At 59.7% G+C, this 14,352-nt stretch carries 15 protein-coding genes; 12 read left to right on the top strand and 3 right to left on the bottom strand.

Translation table 11 applies throughout. The annotated features are described in order from the left end of the window. Positions 1 to 37 precede the first annotated feature (37 nt). From HYX42_RS22785 to HYX42_RS22740, 10 genes are all read left to right on the top strand, one after another. Complete coding sequence (locus tag HYX42_RS22785) at positions 38 to 1,099, top strand: cupin domain-containing protein (protein ID WP_293407558.1); 1,062 nt, start codon at positions 38 to 40, stop codon at positions 1,097 to 1,099. Continuing rightward, positions 1,096 to 1,959, top strand: coding sequence for a fumarylacetoacetate hydrolase family protein (locus tag HYX42_RS22780; protein ID WP_293407555.1), 864 nt, complete (start codon positions 1,096 to 1,098; stop codon positions 1,957 to 1,959). The genes HYX42_RS22785 and HYX42_RS22780 overlap by 4 nt, the downstream gene beginning before the upstream one ends. A gap of 62 nt (positions 1,960 to 2,021) precedes the next feature. Continuing rightward, positions 2,022 to 3,185: an ABC transporter substrate-binding protein gene (locus HYX42_RS22775; RefSeq protein WP_293407553.1), complete on the top strand. Its 1,164-nt coding sequence runs from the start codon at positions 2,022 to 2,024 to the stop codon at positions 3,183 to 3,185. A gap of 149 nt (positions 3,186 to 3,334) precedes the next feature. Beyond that, the gene (locus HYX42_RS22770) at positions 3,335 to 4,219 is read left to right on the top strand and encodes a branched-chain amino acid ABC transporter permease (protein WP_293407551.1); all 885 of its coding nucleotides are present in this window, start codon (positions 3,335 to 3,337) and stop codon (positions 4,217 to 4,219) included. Further along, positions 4,216 to 5,166, top strand: a complete 951-nt coding sequence (locus HYX42_RS22765) for a branched-chain amino acid ABC transporter permease (RefSeq protein ID WP_293407549.1) — start codon at positions 4,216 to 4,218, stop codon at positions 5,164 to 5,166. Before HYX42_RS22770 ends, HYX42_RS22765 begins: the two co-directional genes overlap by 4 nt. After that, positions 5,163 to 5,948 carry an ABC transporter ATP-binding protein gene (locus HYX42_RS22760; protein ID WP_293407547.1) on the top strand — a complete coding sequence of 262 codons (786 nt, stop codon included), beginning with the start codon at positions 5,163 to 5,165 and terminating at the stop codon, positions 5,946 to 5,948. The genes HYX42_RS22765 and HYX42_RS22760 overlap by 4 nt, the downstream gene beginning before the upstream one ends. Next, the gene (locus tag HYX42_RS22755; protein WP_293407544.1) at positions 5,941 to 6,675 is read left to right on the top strand and encodes an ABC transporter ATP-binding protein; all 735 of its coding nucleotides are present in this window, start codon (positions 5,941 to 5,943) and stop codon (positions 6,673 to 6,675) included. Before HYX42_RS22760 ends, HYX42_RS22755 begins: the two co-directional genes overlap by 8 nt. 14 nt (positions 6,676 to 6,689) lie before the next feature. Then, positions 6,690 to 7,307 (top strand): VOC family protein, encoded by a 618-nt coding sequence (locus tag HYX42_RS22750; RefSeq protein WP_293407542.1) that lies wholly within the window; start codon positions 6,690 to 6,692, stop codon positions 7,305 to 7,307. Positions 7,308 to 7,324: 17 nt separating this feature from the next. Beyond that, the gene (locus HYX42_RS22745) at positions 7,325 to 7,855 is read left to right on the top strand and encodes a VOC family protein (protein ID WP_293407540.1); all 531 of its coding nucleotides are present in this window, start codon (positions 7,325 to 7,327) and stop codon (positions 7,853 to 7,855) included. A 39-nt stretch (positions 7,856 to 7,894) separates the two neighbouring features. Then, positions 7,895 to 9,064, top strand: a complete 1,170-nt coding sequence (locus HYX42_RS22740) for an alpha/beta hydrolase (protein WP_293407538.1) — start codon at positions 7,895 to 7,897, stop codon at positions 9,062 to 9,064. Between the two features lie 21 nt (positions 9,065 to 9,085). Here the strand turns inward: HYX42_RS22740 and HYX42_RS22735 are convergent, their stop codons facing one another. The 3 genes from HYX42_RS22735 to HYX42_RS22725 are packed head-to-tail and all read right to left on the bottom strand — an operon-like array spanning position 9,086 to position 11,818. After that, positions 9,086 to 9,619: a MarR family transcriptional regulator gene (locus HYX42_RS22735; RefSeq protein WP_293407536.1), complete on the bottom strand. Its 534-nt coding sequence runs from the start codon at positions 9,617 to 9,619 to the stop codon at positions 9,086 to 9,088. Next, positions 9,600 to 10,820 (bottom strand): Gfo/Idh/MocA family oxidoreductase, encoded by a 1,221-nt coding sequence (locus HYX42_RS22730; protein WP_293407534.1) that lies wholly within the window; start codon positions 10,818 to 10,820, stop codon positions 9,600 to 9,602. Before HYX42_RS22730 ends, HYX42_RS22735 begins: the two co-directional genes overlap by 20 nt. Continuing rightward, positions 10,817 to 11,818 carry a PDR/VanB family oxidoreductase gene (locus HYX42_RS22725; protein WP_293407533.1) on the bottom strand — a complete coding sequence of 334 codons (1,002 nt, stop codon included), beginning with the start codon at positions 11,816 to 11,818 and terminating at the stop codon, positions 10,817 to 10,819. The genes HYX42_RS22730 and HYX42_RS22725 overlap by 4 nt, the downstream gene beginning before the upstream one ends. A 134-nt stretch (positions 11,819 to 11,952) precedes the next feature. Between HYX42_RS22725 and HYX42_RS22720 the strand changes: the two genes are divergently transcribed. Both HYX42_RS22720 and HYX42_RS22715 read left to right on the top strand, forming a co-directional pair. Continuing rightward, on the top strand, positions 11,953 to 13,260 hold the full coding sequence (locus tag HYX42_RS22720; protein WP_293407531.1) for a Rieske 2Fe-2S domain-containing protein: 1,308 nt from the start codon (positions 11,953 to 11,955) through the stop codon (positions 13,258 to 13,260). Positions 13,261 to 13,340: 80 nt separating this feature from the next. Then, positions 13,341 to 14,324, top strand: coding sequence for a tripartite tricarboxylate transporter substrate binding protein (locus HYX42_RS22715; RefSeq protein ID WP_293407529.1), 984 nt, complete (start codon positions 13,341 to 13,343; stop codon positions 14,322 to 14,324). The last annotated feature ends 28 nt before the right edge of the window (positions 14,325 to 14,352 follow it).

Here is a 14,352-nt window from a genome sequence, read left to right as displayed (position 1 = left end):
GCACAGTGCCCCCACACGCATTTCCACGTGGAGACAAATGGACAAAGCAGTTTCGCCGGCGCCCTATGCCGACTTCATCGCCACTCTGGATACGGTGCAATCGCAGCCGCTCTGGGACAGGTATCACCGCATCACGACGCGCCAGCCCCGGACGCAGGTTGCGGCGCATCTCTGGTCGTGGGCCACGATGGAGCCGCTGGTGCAGCGTGCGGTTGATGAAGTGGCCATGGCCGATGCCGAGCGCCGGGTTCTTCTTTTTACACACCCCGAAGCCAGCCAGTCGGTGGCCACCATGCGCAATATCTCGGGTGGCCTGCAAACCCTGTTGCCCGGCGAGGTCGCACATGCTCATCGCCACACGCTGGCGGCGCTGCGTTTTGTGATGGAGGGCCGCGGCGCGGTGACCACCGTCAATGCCGAACAGTGCGCCATGAATGAAGGCGACCTTGTGCTGACGCCGTCCTGGACCTGGCACGAACACACCCATCCGGGCGAGGGCCGCATGGTCTGGTTCGATGGGCTTGACCTGCCGCTGTCGCACCACCTGGACACCATGTTTTTTGAAATGAATGCGCCTGGCCTGGTGACGCATACGCCGCCCGCCACCCGGCCGCCTGCAGTGCCGAGCGACGGCGCGACGCTTCGCCCGGACTCATGTGACGGGACAGTTCCGCCCACCGGGCCGTTCAAGCCCAGCCGCTTCCGTTACAGCGCGGAACGTGCTGCTGCGGCGCTCGCTGCGAGCGCGCCGCGCGATGACGGCAGCCGCATGCTGCGCTATATCGATGCCACCAGCGGCGGCCCGGTCCTGCCGACGCTGGACTGCTACCTGATGGGGCTGGAGAAGGGCAAAACGACACGGAAGTCCCGCAGCACCTCGAGTGCGATTTGTGTGGTCGCCGAAGGCGAGGGCACGTCGGTGATTGGCGAGAGCAGCATCGCATGGCGCCGCAACGATGTTTTTACCGTCCCCCTCTGGCAGTGGGTTGAACACACCGCCACAAGTGGCAGCGCCAAACTGTTTTTCATGAGTGATCGCGAACTGGTGGCCTGCATGGGCTACCTGCGTGAAGAAACCGATACAGGAAATCAAAAATGAGGATTTGCAGATTCAACGGCGGCAGGCTGGGCCTGGTGCAGGGTGACAAGGTTATTGACGTCACGCCCGTGCTGGGGCTGATCCCCGCACAAAACTATCCCCTGCCGCAAAAGGATTTGCTGATTGAAGCGCTGCCGCAACTGCGCAGTGCGATCGAAGCAGAGGCGAAAAAGGGTGCGAGCCATGCGATCACGGGCGTGAAGTTTGATTCGCCTGTCGCCAACCCCGGCAAGATCATTGGCGCACCCATCAACTACAAGGCGCACGTCGAAGAGAGCAAGGCAGACGCCAATATCGGCCATGGCCGCAACATCACGTCCATCGGCGACTGGGGCATGTTCCTCAAGGCCGGCACCTCGCTGATTGGTTGCAGTGACGACATCGTGCTGCGCTTTCCCGAGCGCCGCAATGACCATGAGGTGGAACTCGGCATCGTGATAGGCAAGCAGGGTAACCAGATCAAGGCGACCGATGCGATGGATTACATCGCGGGCTACTGCGTCACGCTGGACATGACGCTGCGTGGCCCGGAGTTCCAGTGCTTTCGCAAGTCCATCGACTCTTATTCGGTGGCCGGTCCCTGGCTGGTGACGGCTGATGAGGTCCGCGACCCCAATAACCTGGATCTCTGGCTGACTGTGAATGGCGAGTCGCGCCAGAAGTCCAACACCAGCTTTCTGGTTTACGACATTGCACGCCTGATCGAGTTTGCATCCTCCTTTTACACCCTGATGCCCGGCGACATCATCATGACCGGCACACCTGAAGGCGTGGGCCCCGTGAAGCCCGGCGATCTGATTGAGGCGTGTGTTGAATCCATAGGGCAATTCTCTATTCGCGTTGCCCCGGCCTATGCCTAACCTGTCACGGCAGCAAAAGGTTTTGTTCGATGACTTTTGATTAACTACAAGGAGACAACCCAGTGAAAAGCAAACTCTTCAACTTCACCCGTTCCATCATGGCAGTTGCTGCCGTCGGTACGGCCATGATGGCCATGCCTGCATTTGCGCAGAACACCATCAAGATCGGCATGATCACCGACAAGGTGGGCGTGGCCAAGGCCTATGCCGAGCCGGTTGCCGCAGGCGTGACCTTTGCCGTCAAGGAACTCAATGCCAAGGGCGGCATCCTGGGCAAGCAGATCGAGTTGCTGGTGGAGGACGACCAGGCCAAGCCTGACGTGTCCGCCACTGTCGCGCGCAAACTGGTCGATGCCGGTGCGGTGTTCATCCTGTCCGTGTCGCTGACGCCTGCGACGCAGCAGGCCCAGTCAGTCACCAAGGAAAGCAAGACGCCGCACATGACGCCTTCCAACAGCGGTGACACGCTGACGACGCAGGTGGACAACCCCAACTTCTGGCAGACCGGGCCCCTGGCCTCGACCCAGATCAAGACCCTGTTGTCGTATGCGAAGAACAAGAACTACAAGCGCGTTGCGCTGATCGGCGAGAACTCCGACCTCGGGCAGTTGACGAACAAGTTCTTCAAGAGCGGCCTGGAAGCTGCCGGCATACAGATCGTGGCTGAAGAGATCGTGCCCGGCGGCGCCACCACAGCCGACCCACAGATGCAGAAGGTGCGTGCAGCCAACCCGGAGGCGCTGTTCATGACCGGCATCACCACGGGTCCCAACCTGCTGATTCTCAAGTCCTATCGCCAGCTCGGCCTGAAAACCCCGGTGCTTGCGAACTACAACATGTCAGTTCCTGTGTACATGACGGCTGCCAAAGGCCTGATCGACGGAATCACTTTTGTCGATGCATTTGACCCGGCCAAACCTGCGACCAGGACTTTTGTTGAGGCCTACAAAAAGGACACTGGTCAGGAACCCTACAACCTGATCGGTTACGGCTATGACGGCGTGATGATGGTGGCTGATGCCATCAAGCGCGCAGGCAGTACCGACAAGGAAAAAGTGCGTGCGGCCATGCAGGCGACCAAAGGCTTCAAGGGCGTGATGGGCAGCACCGATGCCGCTTACGGCTTTGCAGACGGCAAGCGCACCGGATTTGACACCAATGGCATGGTGGTTCGTGTTTACGAGGGCGACAAGCAGGGCAAGGTCGTCCACGTCGGCGCCAACTGAAATCGTGGGAGGCGGCCTGACGGGCTGCCTCAGGAACCAATGAGTTCGCGCATGGTTGCATGCGCGGACTGCATGTTTGAAGGTTGCGGTGCCCCTGGGGTACGCCGCAACCTGCTTCAAAACTGAACCATCAGTAATAAAGGCATCACGTGAATGATTTTCTGGAACTGGTCGTCGGTGCGCTGGCCAGTGGATGCATCTATGGGCTGGCAGCACTTTCGTACTTGCTGATCACACGGCCTACAGGCATCATCAATTTTGCGGTCGGTGAATGGTCCATGCTTGGAGCCTTTGGCGGCTTCCTGCTGTTGACGCAGGCCGGTTTGCCCTATCCCGTCGGGATGGCGCTGACGTTGCTGGCCATGTTTGTCGTAGGCTGGCTCACCGAGCGGCTGACGGTGCGCCCGTTGGTCGAGCGCGGTGCGCCACCGCTGGCGCCCATTCTCGCTTTGCTGGGCATGCTGGTGGTGTTTCGCGAAATCGTCTCCCTCGGCATCGGCCCCGACCCGCAGCCGGTGCCGCCGGCATTTGGTTTCGGCCGGCTGGAACTGGGGCCCGTTGCAGGGTCGTACCAGAGCTTTTTCATCATCGTGGTGACGCTCGCCGTTTTTGCCGCCGTCTGGTATTTCTTTGAACGTACCCTGGCTGGCAAGTCTTTTGAAGCTGTTGCCATTGACCGACGCGCTGCCTCGCTTATGGGCATCAACCTGCGCCATGTGACCGCATTTGCATTTGCAGCCAGCGGTGTGGTCGCAGGCCTGGCCGGCCTGCTGGTGGCCCCCAATGTATCCGCGCATTACCTGATGGGATTGCCGCTGGCAATACAGGGCTTTACCGCGCTGGTCATTGGCGGCGTGGGCCGTGTTGAAGGCGCCTTGCTGGGCGGCATCATCCTGGCGTTTGTCGAACAGCTGACGGTGCGTTACGCACCCATACCGCCGGGGCTCGCCATGGGTGTGCCGCTGGTGTTGCTGATACTTTTCCTGCTGCTGCGGCCCACGGGCCTGCTGCGCGCGCGGGAGGCAAGGGCATGAAGCAGGTTCTTGGTTTTCTCGTCACCGCAGTCATCCTGTGCGCCATCGGTTTCATGCTCGGTTCCTACCAGACCGACGTTTACCGCAAGGTGCTGCTCTGGGTCACGTTGGCGCTCAGTTACAACTTCCTGTTCGGCATTGCGGGGCAGGTGGCGTTTTCCCATTTCACGTTTTACGGCATAGGGGCCTACGCCATCGTGATCCTGATCTTCCAGGTCGGCATGCCCTTGCCGCTGGCCGTTCTGGCGGGTGTCGCCATCTGTATCGTGCTGGCGCTGATCGTGGCCATACCGGCAACACGGCTTGAGGGTTTTTACCTTGCGCTGGCAACCCTTGCATTTGCACAGCTTTTCATCGTGGTGCTTGATGAAGGCGGGTCGGTGACCGGGTCTGCCGGCGGCCTGGCCAATTACCGTTTGCCCGATGTGTTCGGCAAGCAGGTCAGCGGTCCCTGGTACACGGCTGTCATTGTTGTACTGATGCTGGCAACGCTGGCCATCCTCTGGCGCCTTGACCGCTCCTGGTTTGGCCGTGCCTGCCGGGCAGTGCGTGATGACTCTGAAGCGGCAAAAGCCATGGGCATCAATGTGGAGCGCACCAAGATCGTTGCCTACACCATCACAAGTGCGCTCGCAGGCATTGCCGGCATGGTTTACGCGTTTGTGGACAACACGGTCAATCCGCCCATCTTTGGCCTGCAGAACTCTTTCCTGCTGCTCTTCATGGTGATTGTGGGCGGCAGTGGCCGCCATGCCGGCGCCATCATCGGGGCGGTATTGCTGTACATGCTGCCGCTGGTGCTGTCGCCCATCATCGGCCATCACCATGCGCTGGTGTTTGGCGTCTTCATGGTGGCCGTCGTCCTGTTTCAGCCCAAGGGCGTGATTGGCATCTGGGACTGGTTCAATGCGAAGCGTCTGGCCGCCAGCAGCAGGAGCAAGTCATGAGTGGCGATATATTGCTGGCCGTGCAGGGCCTGGGCAAACGCTTTGGCGGGTTGCAGGCTGTCGCCGACGTCGACCTGGAAGTGCGTTCCGGTGAAATCCTCGGCGTGATTGGCCCCAACGGTGCGGGCAAGAGCACGACATTCAGCATGATTGCAGGCGCTCTGCCCTGCTCGACCGGCAGCCTGAGTTTTAACGGGGAGGCGCTTAACGGCCTGCCCACGCACGCCATGGCGGCCCGCGGCATTGTGCGCACCTTCCAGCACAACAAGCCTTTTGCCAGCATGTCGGTGCGTGAGAACGTCATGGTCGGCATGCACACGCGTTTTCACGGATCGCTCTGGAAGGTGCTGGCTGGCCTGCGAAGCGCTGCGCAAGCTGAAGCCGATTCCGCCAGGCGGGCGGATGAACTGGTGGATTTTGTGGGCCTGGGCGAGTGGCGCGATGCTGATGTGGGAACGCTGTCTTTCGGTCAGGGCCGACTGCTTGAAATCGCACGTGGCCTTGCCGCAGAGCCAAAGCTCATGCTGTTTGACGAGCCTGCGGCAGGACTGACGCCACATGAGTGCGAGAGGCTGTCGGACATCATCCGCCAGATATCGGGTCGCGGCATTGCCGTGCTGCTGATCGAACACGACATGCGCTTCCTCATGGCGCTGGCTGACCGTGTGGTGGTGCTCAATTTCGGGCGAAAGATTGCGCAGGGCACACCTGCAGAGGTGCAGGCAGACCCGGCTGTGGTGTCGGCCTATCTTGGCGATGTGGGGGCTCTGGGCGATGCTTGAAATTTCTGATCTTTATGCCGGTTACGGACATGGCCCGGTCGTGCAGGGCGTGAACATGCAGATCGCGCGCGGTGAAACCATTGCATTGCTCGGCCCCAATGGGGCCGGAAAATCCACATTGCTTGCAGCGTTGTCCGGTACCTTGCGCGAGCGCAGCGGCAAGGTGATGATGGACGGCCAGGACCTCATGAAGATGCCGACGCACGATATCGTTGGTCATGGCCTGGTGCAGGTGCCCGAGGGGCGGCGCATGTTCGCGCCGATGTCGGTCGAAGACAACCTCCGGCTCGGCACCGTCAGGCTTGCCGGGCGCAATGCAGGCACCGTGCAGGAACGCTTTGAATATGTCTACAAGCTCTTTCCGCGTCTTGCAGAGCGTCGCCACCAGCTGACGGGAACGTTGTCTGGCGGTGAACAGCAAATGGTGGCCATAGGCCGCGCGCTGATGTCTTCGCCGCGTGTGCTGCTCCTTGACGAGCCTTTTCTGGGCCTCGCCCCCAAGGTGGTGGAAGAGATTCGTCGTACGCTCAATACCCTGCGCGATGCGGGTCTGACCATGGTTCTTGTGGAGCAGAAGCTCGATATCGCCCTGCCATTTACCAGCAAGGCCTACGTGATGATCAAGGGCCGCATTGCGCTGACCGAACCCAGCGCCAGCCTGGCATTGCGCCCCGACCTCGGGCAGCTGTATTTCAATCTGGCGCAAACCGATTCAACCCAATCCTGAAAGAAGGGGGCTACATGACACAGGCTTCAACCCGGCTTCGCCATTCCGAGAGGCCGATGACGCGCGGCATCCACCACCTGGCGCTCAATACCGATGACATGAAAATGACCATCGATTTCTATACCCGTGTTGTGGGCATGCCGCTGGTGCATGCGTTGAAGGTCCCGCCCGGCCTCGGCACCGGAACCGGCAACCGCGGCAACCCGCCTTTCGAGAACCTGCGGCACTATTTTTTTGATGCAGGTGGCGACACCATGGTGGCTTTTTTTGAAATGCCCAAGGGTGCAAAGGAAAAGGGTGACCGTGACGCCATCGCTGCGATGCAGCACTGCTCCTTCACGTCAACCCAGGAGCGCTTCAACCAGTTGCTGGAGCGGCTCAAATCTGCGGACGTACCGATCATTGGCCCCATACCGGTGGGTGCAGGCACATGGTCGGTTTACTTCATGGACCCCAATGGCATAAGGCTGGAGTTTTCATGGCAGGAAGATGACGGTGAAGACGTCCGGGTCGTCGAGCGATGGACGCAAACCCGGGATGAGGCGCTGGCTGAATTGGCGTCCCTGTCCAGCGACAAGGCCTGGCTTGAGCAGGTCACACAACACCTACCCACGCAGCGTGCAGCTGCCTAGAAATCAAGGAGAAAACCATGGCAAATTTTGTAGCTGTCAACAGGCTCAATCATGTGGCTTATCGCTGCCGCGATGCGGAAGAGACCAGGCACTTTTACGAAGACATCATGGGCCTGCCCTTGATCCATGTGGTTCGTGGCGACGTGGTCAGTACGGGCGAACGGGGGATTTTTGCGCACCTGTTTTTCGAGATGACAGACGGCAGTTGCGTTGCATTTTTTGACCTGGGCGACAACACCGCGGCCGAACCTTCTCCGAACACGCCGGGCTGGGTCAACCACCTGGCGCTGCAGGTCGAATCCGAGGCCAAGGTGGATGAAGCGAAGAAGCGCCTGGAAGCGGCTGGCGTTGAGGTGCTGGGCCCCAAGCTGCATGAAGGCCAGTTTCGCTCCATCTACTTTTTTGATCCCAATGGCATACGTCTGGAACTGACGGTCAACACCACCAGTGCGGAAGACCTGGCGGCCTTTCGCAAAAATGCGCGTGCCGCCTGCGACGAGTGGGTACGGGAGAAGAATGCCCTTCTCAAAGAGACGACCGCGGCCTGAACCCACTTATCGAATTCCCCAATTCAAGGAAAATCATTGATGTCAGTGCAGAAGTTTGAAGTCCAGGCCGAGTGGGTACACGTCAAGTTTGCCGAAAAAACGACCTTCAAGGAGGTCTATGGTTTTGCCGGCAATCAGGGCGTGATCAACCTTGAAGGTATTCGTTACCTTCCCAAGGGCAGGCCGTCCAGAACGCTGGTGATCTACATGCACCCGGCGTCTACGCTGCAGTTGCTGCCCATGCCACGTGCCATGGCCGAGCGTGGCGTGCATGTGCTGTGCGCCGCCAGCCGCTATGCCCGAAATGACAGCGCCCTCATCATGGAAAACGTGGTGGTCGACCTTGGCGCCTACGTACGCCACGCCAAGGAGGTATGGGGCTACGAAAAGATCGTGATGGCCGGCTGGTCCGGCGGCGGATCCCTGTCGCTGTTCTACCAATCCCAAGCAGAAAATCCCAGTGTCACACACACGCCGGCCGGCGACCCCTGCAACATCATTGCGGCCGACCTGATTCCGGCTGATGGTTTCATCTTTCAGGCGGCGCACATATCGCGGGCCGTCGTGCTGGCCGACTGGATTGACCCGTCCGTGATTGATGAGAACGACCCGGACCGTGTGGATCCCGAACTCAACCTCTACAACCCGGATATCAAGCCGCCCTATACCGCTGAATTCCTGAAAAAATTCCGTGCTGGCCAGCAGGCCCGCATCCGCAGGCGCACAGACTGGGTCAAGCAGGTGCTGGAAGACCTTCGCAGAAAGGGGGGGCTTGAAATGGAGCGTGGTTTCGTCACGCACCGGACCATGGCCGAGCCGCGATTCCTGGATGCGTCGATTGATCCCAACGACAGGCCGATCGGGACCTGCTTCATGGGCAATCCGGAAACCGTTAACAACGGGCCCGTCGGATCTGCACGGTTTTCAACGCTGCGCTCATGGATGTCCCAGTGGTCTCCCGAGACCAACGCGCACGGTGAAAAAAGCGCCGCCGGCATTTCGGTTCCCATGCTGGCCATAGAGCACAGCGCCGACGATGCCGTGCCGCAACCACATACGCAACGCATATACGATGCAGCGGGCAGCGCAGACAAGACCATGCAGTGCATCAAGGGCGCGACACACTATTTTGTTGGGCAGCCAGATCTGCTGGCACTGGCGGCTACCAGCTATATCGACTGGATGGAGCAGCGCCGCCTTCTGGACTGAACCCGCGCCGCTTGAAAAAAATCAGCCAGCCCTGCCGCTGGCTTTTTTTCTGTCCTTGACGGCCTGCTCGAGTTCGGCGCGTTCCAGCTCGTCCTTAGCCAAGTTGTCTATCATGGTGAGCAGTACCCGGCGCGTCGTGGCCAGGTCTTCTGCGCTGACGTCCCGTGTACTGATATGGTTGGTGTCTTCAGCCATCGGCACCAGGCGTTTTTTCAGGCCCCGCCCGGTCTCGGTCAGGTGCACGTAGATGTTTTTCTTGTTGGTGGGCAACTGCTTGCGCACGATGTAACCCTGCGCTTCCATGGCTTTCATGGCCGCAAAGGTTGTGGGTTCCATCACTCCCGCACGTACACTGAGCTCTTTTTGCGTCAGCCCGTCTGATTCCCAGAGGATGCGCAGAAAACTCCAGTGCCCAAAGGGAACGCCGTACTCGGCCAGCCTGATCTGCAGGGCGCGCCTGAAGGCCCGTTCGGTATCTCGTATGAGGTGGGCCAGGCGATCGTTTGGAACCGCCTCCCTCCAGTGTCTCAGGATGTTATGTGTTTCTGTTTTCATGACCAGGTAATGCTACCTGATGATGCAGACGGATCAAGGCCTCGCCTCGCGCAGATGCCAGGATGGCCAGGCACACCTCGGTCGTAGCCCTGGCCCATTCCCCGCTGTGCAGGGGTGGTTTGCCTTCAATAACTGCGGCGTAGAGCTCATCCATGACCTCGCTGCGGGGAACGGCCGGCTGCGGCAGTGCTTCAAAGCTGCGCTGGTCGTCGGCAAATATGTCGATGCCTGAGGGGGTGGGGCGAAGGTCAGCTTTTTCGCAGCTCACGACAAGGTGGCCGAAGTGCTGGTGGGCCAGGGGGGTATCAGGCTGGGCGGACTGGCCTGCGTACAGGCTGCCGCCATAGTTGCGGGCTGCTTTCAGGCGGGCTTCGTCGCCGGCAGTCTGCGCGGTTTGCAGGCGCTTGCGCGCGGCGCCATAGTCCCGGGCTGATTTGGCCTGGCCCATTTCCCCGATGTTGCCCATCAATTCGTCGGAATCATAGTGACCATAGCCGCTGTAGACCGCAGTCGCAAACGCACCGTTTTCAAAACCCAGCAGGGCGCTATAGGCCCCTTCGGTGGGTCGTGTTGCATCCCAGGCGCCGGTGTGGGCCTGCACAGATGTGGTCATGCCACCAGCCAGCAGGCGAACAATGTCTATCTGGTGGGTGGCCTGGCTGTGAATGACGCCCCCGCCCGCCTGTGTATCCAGCTCCTCAGGCCTGCGTGGACGGAACAGGAAGTCGGTGAAATTCATCGCGGTGATCATCCTCACCTTGCCGTATGCGCCGCTGTCAATCAGCTCCCGCGTGCGTTTGATGGGGGTGTTGAAGCTGTGGCTGTGGCCGACGATCAGGTGCACGCCTGCCTTGCGGGCGGCTTCAATCATGCGTGTGCATTCGTCGATGGACAGCGCCATTGGTTTTTCGACCAGTATGTGCTTGCCGTGTGAGGCCGCGATACACGCATGGTCGGCATGAAACTGGTGCGGTGAAGCGATGTAGACCACGTCAATATCCGGGCTGGCGCACATGGCTTCCAGTGAGTCAAACGTGGGTGCAGCGAAATCCTTTTCAAATTGGGTGCGGGCAGCCGCAATCGGGTCGGTCGCGCCTGTGAGGCTGACGCGCCTGTCGCCGACAAAGGTGGGCAGCATCAGGGTGAAGGCGCGGCCCAGTCCCGCGACGCCTATCTTGATTTTTCCGGCTTTTGTGCTCATAGGTCCAGGACCAGTTCAGCTGATTTTGCACGCGACACGCAGACCATGATGTGGTTTTCTTTTTCCTCATCGCTGAGCACCATGTCGCGGTGTTCAGCCTCACCCGATAGCAAAGTGGTCTTGCACGAGCCGCAGGTACCACTTTCGCAGGAGCTCGTGACATGAATACCGGCGCAACGAAGCGCTTCAAGAATGGATTTGTCAGCGGGAACCTGCACGGTGGTAGCGCTTTTTTGCAGTCGCACGCTGAAAGGCGCGTTCGCCGCATAGGCGCTGGCATCCACACCAAAACTTTCAAAATGCACAGCGCCCGATGGCCAGTGCCCGGACATGTCAGCCACGGCATCCATCAGCCCGCGCGGACCGCAGCAATACACATGCGCGTTCGTCGGGGTTTCAAACACCGGCCAGAAATCCAGGGCATTGTTGATGTCGCCATGGTCATGATGAACCTGCACCTTGCCCTCAAATTCGGGGCTTTTCAGGTCCTCAAGAAAAGCAGTGCTTTCAGGGTCGCGCGTGCAGTAAATCAGCCTGAACTGGTCATTGCCCTGTGTTTTCAGGTGACGTATCATCGACAGCACCGGGGTGATGCCAATGCCGCCGGCCACGAACAGGAATTTGCTGGCTCGCGGATGAAGTTCGAAATTGTTGCGGGGTGCGCTGACAGACAGCAGGTCGCCTTCATTGACGTCGTCAGCCATGCTGATGGAGCCGCCACGACCCGCAGCGTCGCGTTTGACGGCGATCTGGTAGAAGTCCCGGTCGGCGGGGTTGCTGCAAAGGGAGTAATTGCGCCTGACCCCCACGGGCACTTGCACCGTGAGATGTGACCCGGCTGTAAAAGCGGGCAAAGTGACCCCCTGTGGATGCCTGAGTTCGAACAGGTAAACACCCTCTGCCAATTTCTTTTTCTGTGCTACCTTGAGCTTGAAGAAATCAGGCTCTAACGGCGTGGGGGCACCGGAATCATCTCCGGGTTCAGGGTTAACGATCATCGCTGTCTCCGTGAATATTCTTGACAAACCCCATGCACGGGGATAATCTTAGTCTCCTAAGAATAATCCCGTTGAACTGCATTTGCAAGTTGTTTCGGGAAGATTTCATTTCATCCGCCTGAAGGATATGACACATGTTGACCCACGAAGAAAATCAACTCCTGTGCCGCGTGGAAGGCAAGGCCCCCATGGGCCAGCTCATGCGCCGGCACTGGACACCCGTCTGCCTGATTGAAGAAGTCAGCGAGCCCGACGGTACGCCTGTCAAGGCCCGTGTTTTCGGCGAAGACCTGGTGGTTTTTCGCGACACCAATGGCCGCGTCGGCGTGATGGATGAATACTGCCCGCACCGCCGCGTCTCGCTGGTCTTTGGTCGTAATGAAGACTGCGGCCTGCGCTGCCTGTATCACGGCTGGAAGATGGACGTTGAGGGCAATGTGGTTGAGATGGTGTCCGAGCCGGCGGCCAGCGGCTTTGCGCAGAAGGTCAAGCATCTGGCCTACCCGGTGCAGGAGTGGGCCGGTTTTGTATGGGCCTATATGGGTCCGAAAGAAACCATGCCCGAGTTTGTTCCGCCTGCCTGGGCACCCACCGCAGATGCCCGGGTGACGATTGCCAAGGTCCTGATTCCCTGCAACTGGGCGCAGATTCTTGAAGGCGCCATTGATTCGGCGCACAGCTCCAGCCTGCACTCGTCAGACATGGTGCCTGCGCGCGTTGAAGGCGCAGAAGCCACCGACACCAACTGGCTGCGCCCGTCGACCGACAAGGCGCCGCGCATGCAGGTCGAGCGAGGTGGCTACGGTTTCCGTTATGCGGCTATCCGCCGGCCCATCAAGAATGCGGCAGTCAGTGACTACATCCGGTCCACCGTGTTTGTTGCACCTTCGGCGGTGCTGATCCCGCCCAACAACCTGTACAACGTTGCCAATATCAATGTGCCGATGGACGATACGAACACGGCGTTTTATTTCATTGCCTGGGGCCATCCAGACACCACCCCTGACACCAATACATGGCGCAAGTTTCTCGGTCAGCAAGTCGGGCACGACCTTGATGATAAATATATGCCGTTGCGCAATCGCGCCAACAATTTCTGGCAGGACCGCGAAGCGATGAAGGCTGGCAACTTCACGGGCATAACGGGTTTCCCCAATCAGGACGTCGCCATGTGGGTCACCATGGGTCCCATTGCCGACCGCACACACGAGCGCCTGGGCGCCAGCGATATGGCGGTAGTGGAATTCCGCAAGCAGATGCTTGAAGCCGTGCGCGCCTTCCAGTCCGGCGCTCCGGCTATCGGCACCGGCGATCTGCGTATTCCTTCAAGTGTGGTGGCCTACCAGGCCATCATTCCCAAAACCAGCGATTGGCGGGCCTTCTCCGGAAGTTATGTGTGGGACAAGAAGGAGCCGGCACTGGAGCCTTCGTATTCAACCTGATTCGCCAGAGCAGTTACTGACTGCCTTGCTGCCTTGCTTTTTACGCTGGACATCACGATAAAACAACCGGAGACAAATACATGAAAACATCACGCCGCCTTTTCACGCTGGCGGGCATCGTGCTCGCGGCAGTTTCGTTGCTGCCTCTTGCTGCCAGCGCGCAGGGTGCCTACCCCAACCGTCCCATCAAGTTTGTGGTGCCCTACGCTGCGGGCGGGCTGCCCGACACGGTGGCGCGCATTTTTGCGCAGCGGCTGGGTGACAGGCTGGGGCAGTCGGTGGTGGTTGACAACCGCCCGGGCGCCAACGGCGTTGTGGCGGCGCAGGTGCTTGCCACCTCACCCAGAGATGGCTATACCTTCCTGGTCACCGATGGATCAATGTTCTCCATCAACCCGGCCATCTACAAAAATCTGGGTTACGACTACAAGCGCGACTTCGTGCCGGTATCGCTGGCAGCCCGGGCGCCGCTTTACCTTGCCGTTCACCCCAAGGTGCCCGCGAACACTTTTCAGGAATTCATCGCGCTGGCCAAGGCCAAACCCGGAACCTTGAACTACGGTTCATCCGGTATCGGCAGCACGCACCACCTCACCATGGAGGCGCTGAAAGCCTCGTTGGGCCTGCAGATCACGCACGTACCTTTCAAGGGAACGGGGCAGTCCGTGCCTGCGCTGATTGGCGGGCAGGTTGAAGTGCTGTTCTCGGCATTGCCTTCGCTTGTCGGTTTTGTGAAGGGCGGCCAGGTCAAACTGCTGGCCAACAACGCCGCCCAGCGCTCCAGCCAGGAGCCGAATGTGCCGGCCATCGCAGAAACCATTCCTGGTTTTGACTTTGCGCCCATCGTCGGCGTGCTCGCTGCGACAGGTACCCCCGCCAGTGCGATAGAGCGCATCAGCAGTGAAATGGCGCAGATCGCAAAAATGCCCGAAGTCATCCAGACACTGAGCAACGCCGGCATTGAGCCCATCGGCAGCGGACCCGCTGATTACGGCAGGGCCATCGTTGGCGAAAACGAACGCCTGGCCAAAGCCATCGTTGCCTCGGGCATCAAGCCTGAATGAGCGGCGGGCAAGCCGTACAGTTCACTGA

The sequence above is a fragment of the Polaromonas sp. genome (genome assembly GCF_016185115.1).
In the GTDB taxonomy this organism is placed as follows: Bacteria; Pseudomonadota; Gammaproteobacteria; order Burkholderiales; family Burkholderiaceae_C; genus Polaromonas.
Note: the sequence above shows the minus strand (reverse complement) of the source record. Positions and strands in the feature narration are given on the sequence as shown.

Bases quoted from the DNA above. Each gene is read 5' to 3' on its own strand.
- HYX42_RS22785 (WP_293407558.1), top strand. From the start codon at position 38: ATGGACAAAGCAGTTTCGCCGGCGCCCTATGCCGACTTCATCGCCACT.
- HYX42_RS22780 (WP_293407555.1), top strand. From the start codon at position 1,096: ATGAGGATTTGCAGATTCAACGGCGGCAGGCTGGGCCTGGTGCAGGGT.
- HYX42_RS22765 (WP_293407549.1), top strand. From the start codon at position 4,216: ATGAAGCAGGTTCTTGGTTTTCTCGTCACCGCAGTCATCCTGTGCGCC.
- HYX42_RS22760 (WP_293407547.1), top strand. From the start codon at position 5,163: ATGAGTGGCGATATATTGCTGGCCGTGCAGGGCCTGGGCAAACGCTTT.
- HYX42_RS22755 (WP_293407544.1), top strand. From the start codon at position 5,941: ATGCTTGAAATTTCTGATCTTTATGCCGGTTACGGACATGGCCCGGTC.
- HYX42_RS22750 (WP_293407542.1), top strand. From the start codon at position 6,690: ATGACACAGGCTTCAACCCGGCTTCGCCATTCCGAGAGGCCGATGACG.
- HYX42_RS22745 (WP_293407540.1), top strand. From the start codon at position 7,325: ATGGCAAATTTTGTAGCTGTCAACAGGCTCAATCATGTGGCTTATCGC.
- HYX42_RS22740 (WP_293407538.1), top strand. From the start codon at position 7,895: ATGTCAGTGCAGAAGTTTGAAGTCCAGGCCGAGTGGGTACACGTCAAG.
- HYX42_RS22735 (WP_293407536.1), bottom strand. From the start codon at position 9,619: ATGAAAACAGAAACACATAACATCCTGAGACACTGGAGGGAGGCGGTT.
- HYX42_RS22730 (WP_293407534.1), bottom strand. From the start codon at position 10,820: ATGAGCACAAAAGCCGGAAAAATCAAGATAGGCGTCGCGGGACTGGGC.
- HYX42_RS22725 (WP_293407533.1), bottom strand. From the start codon at position 11,818: ATGATCGTTAACCCTGAACCCGGAGATGATTCCGGTGCCCCCACGCCG.
- HYX42_RS22720 (WP_293407531.1), top strand. From the start codon at position 11,953: ATGTTGACCCACGAAGAAAATCAACTCCTGTGCCGCGTGGAAGGCAAG.
- HYX42_RS22715 (WP_293407529.1), top strand. From the start codon at position 13,341: ATGAAAACATCACGCCGCCTTTTCACGCTGGCGGGCATCGTGCTCGCG.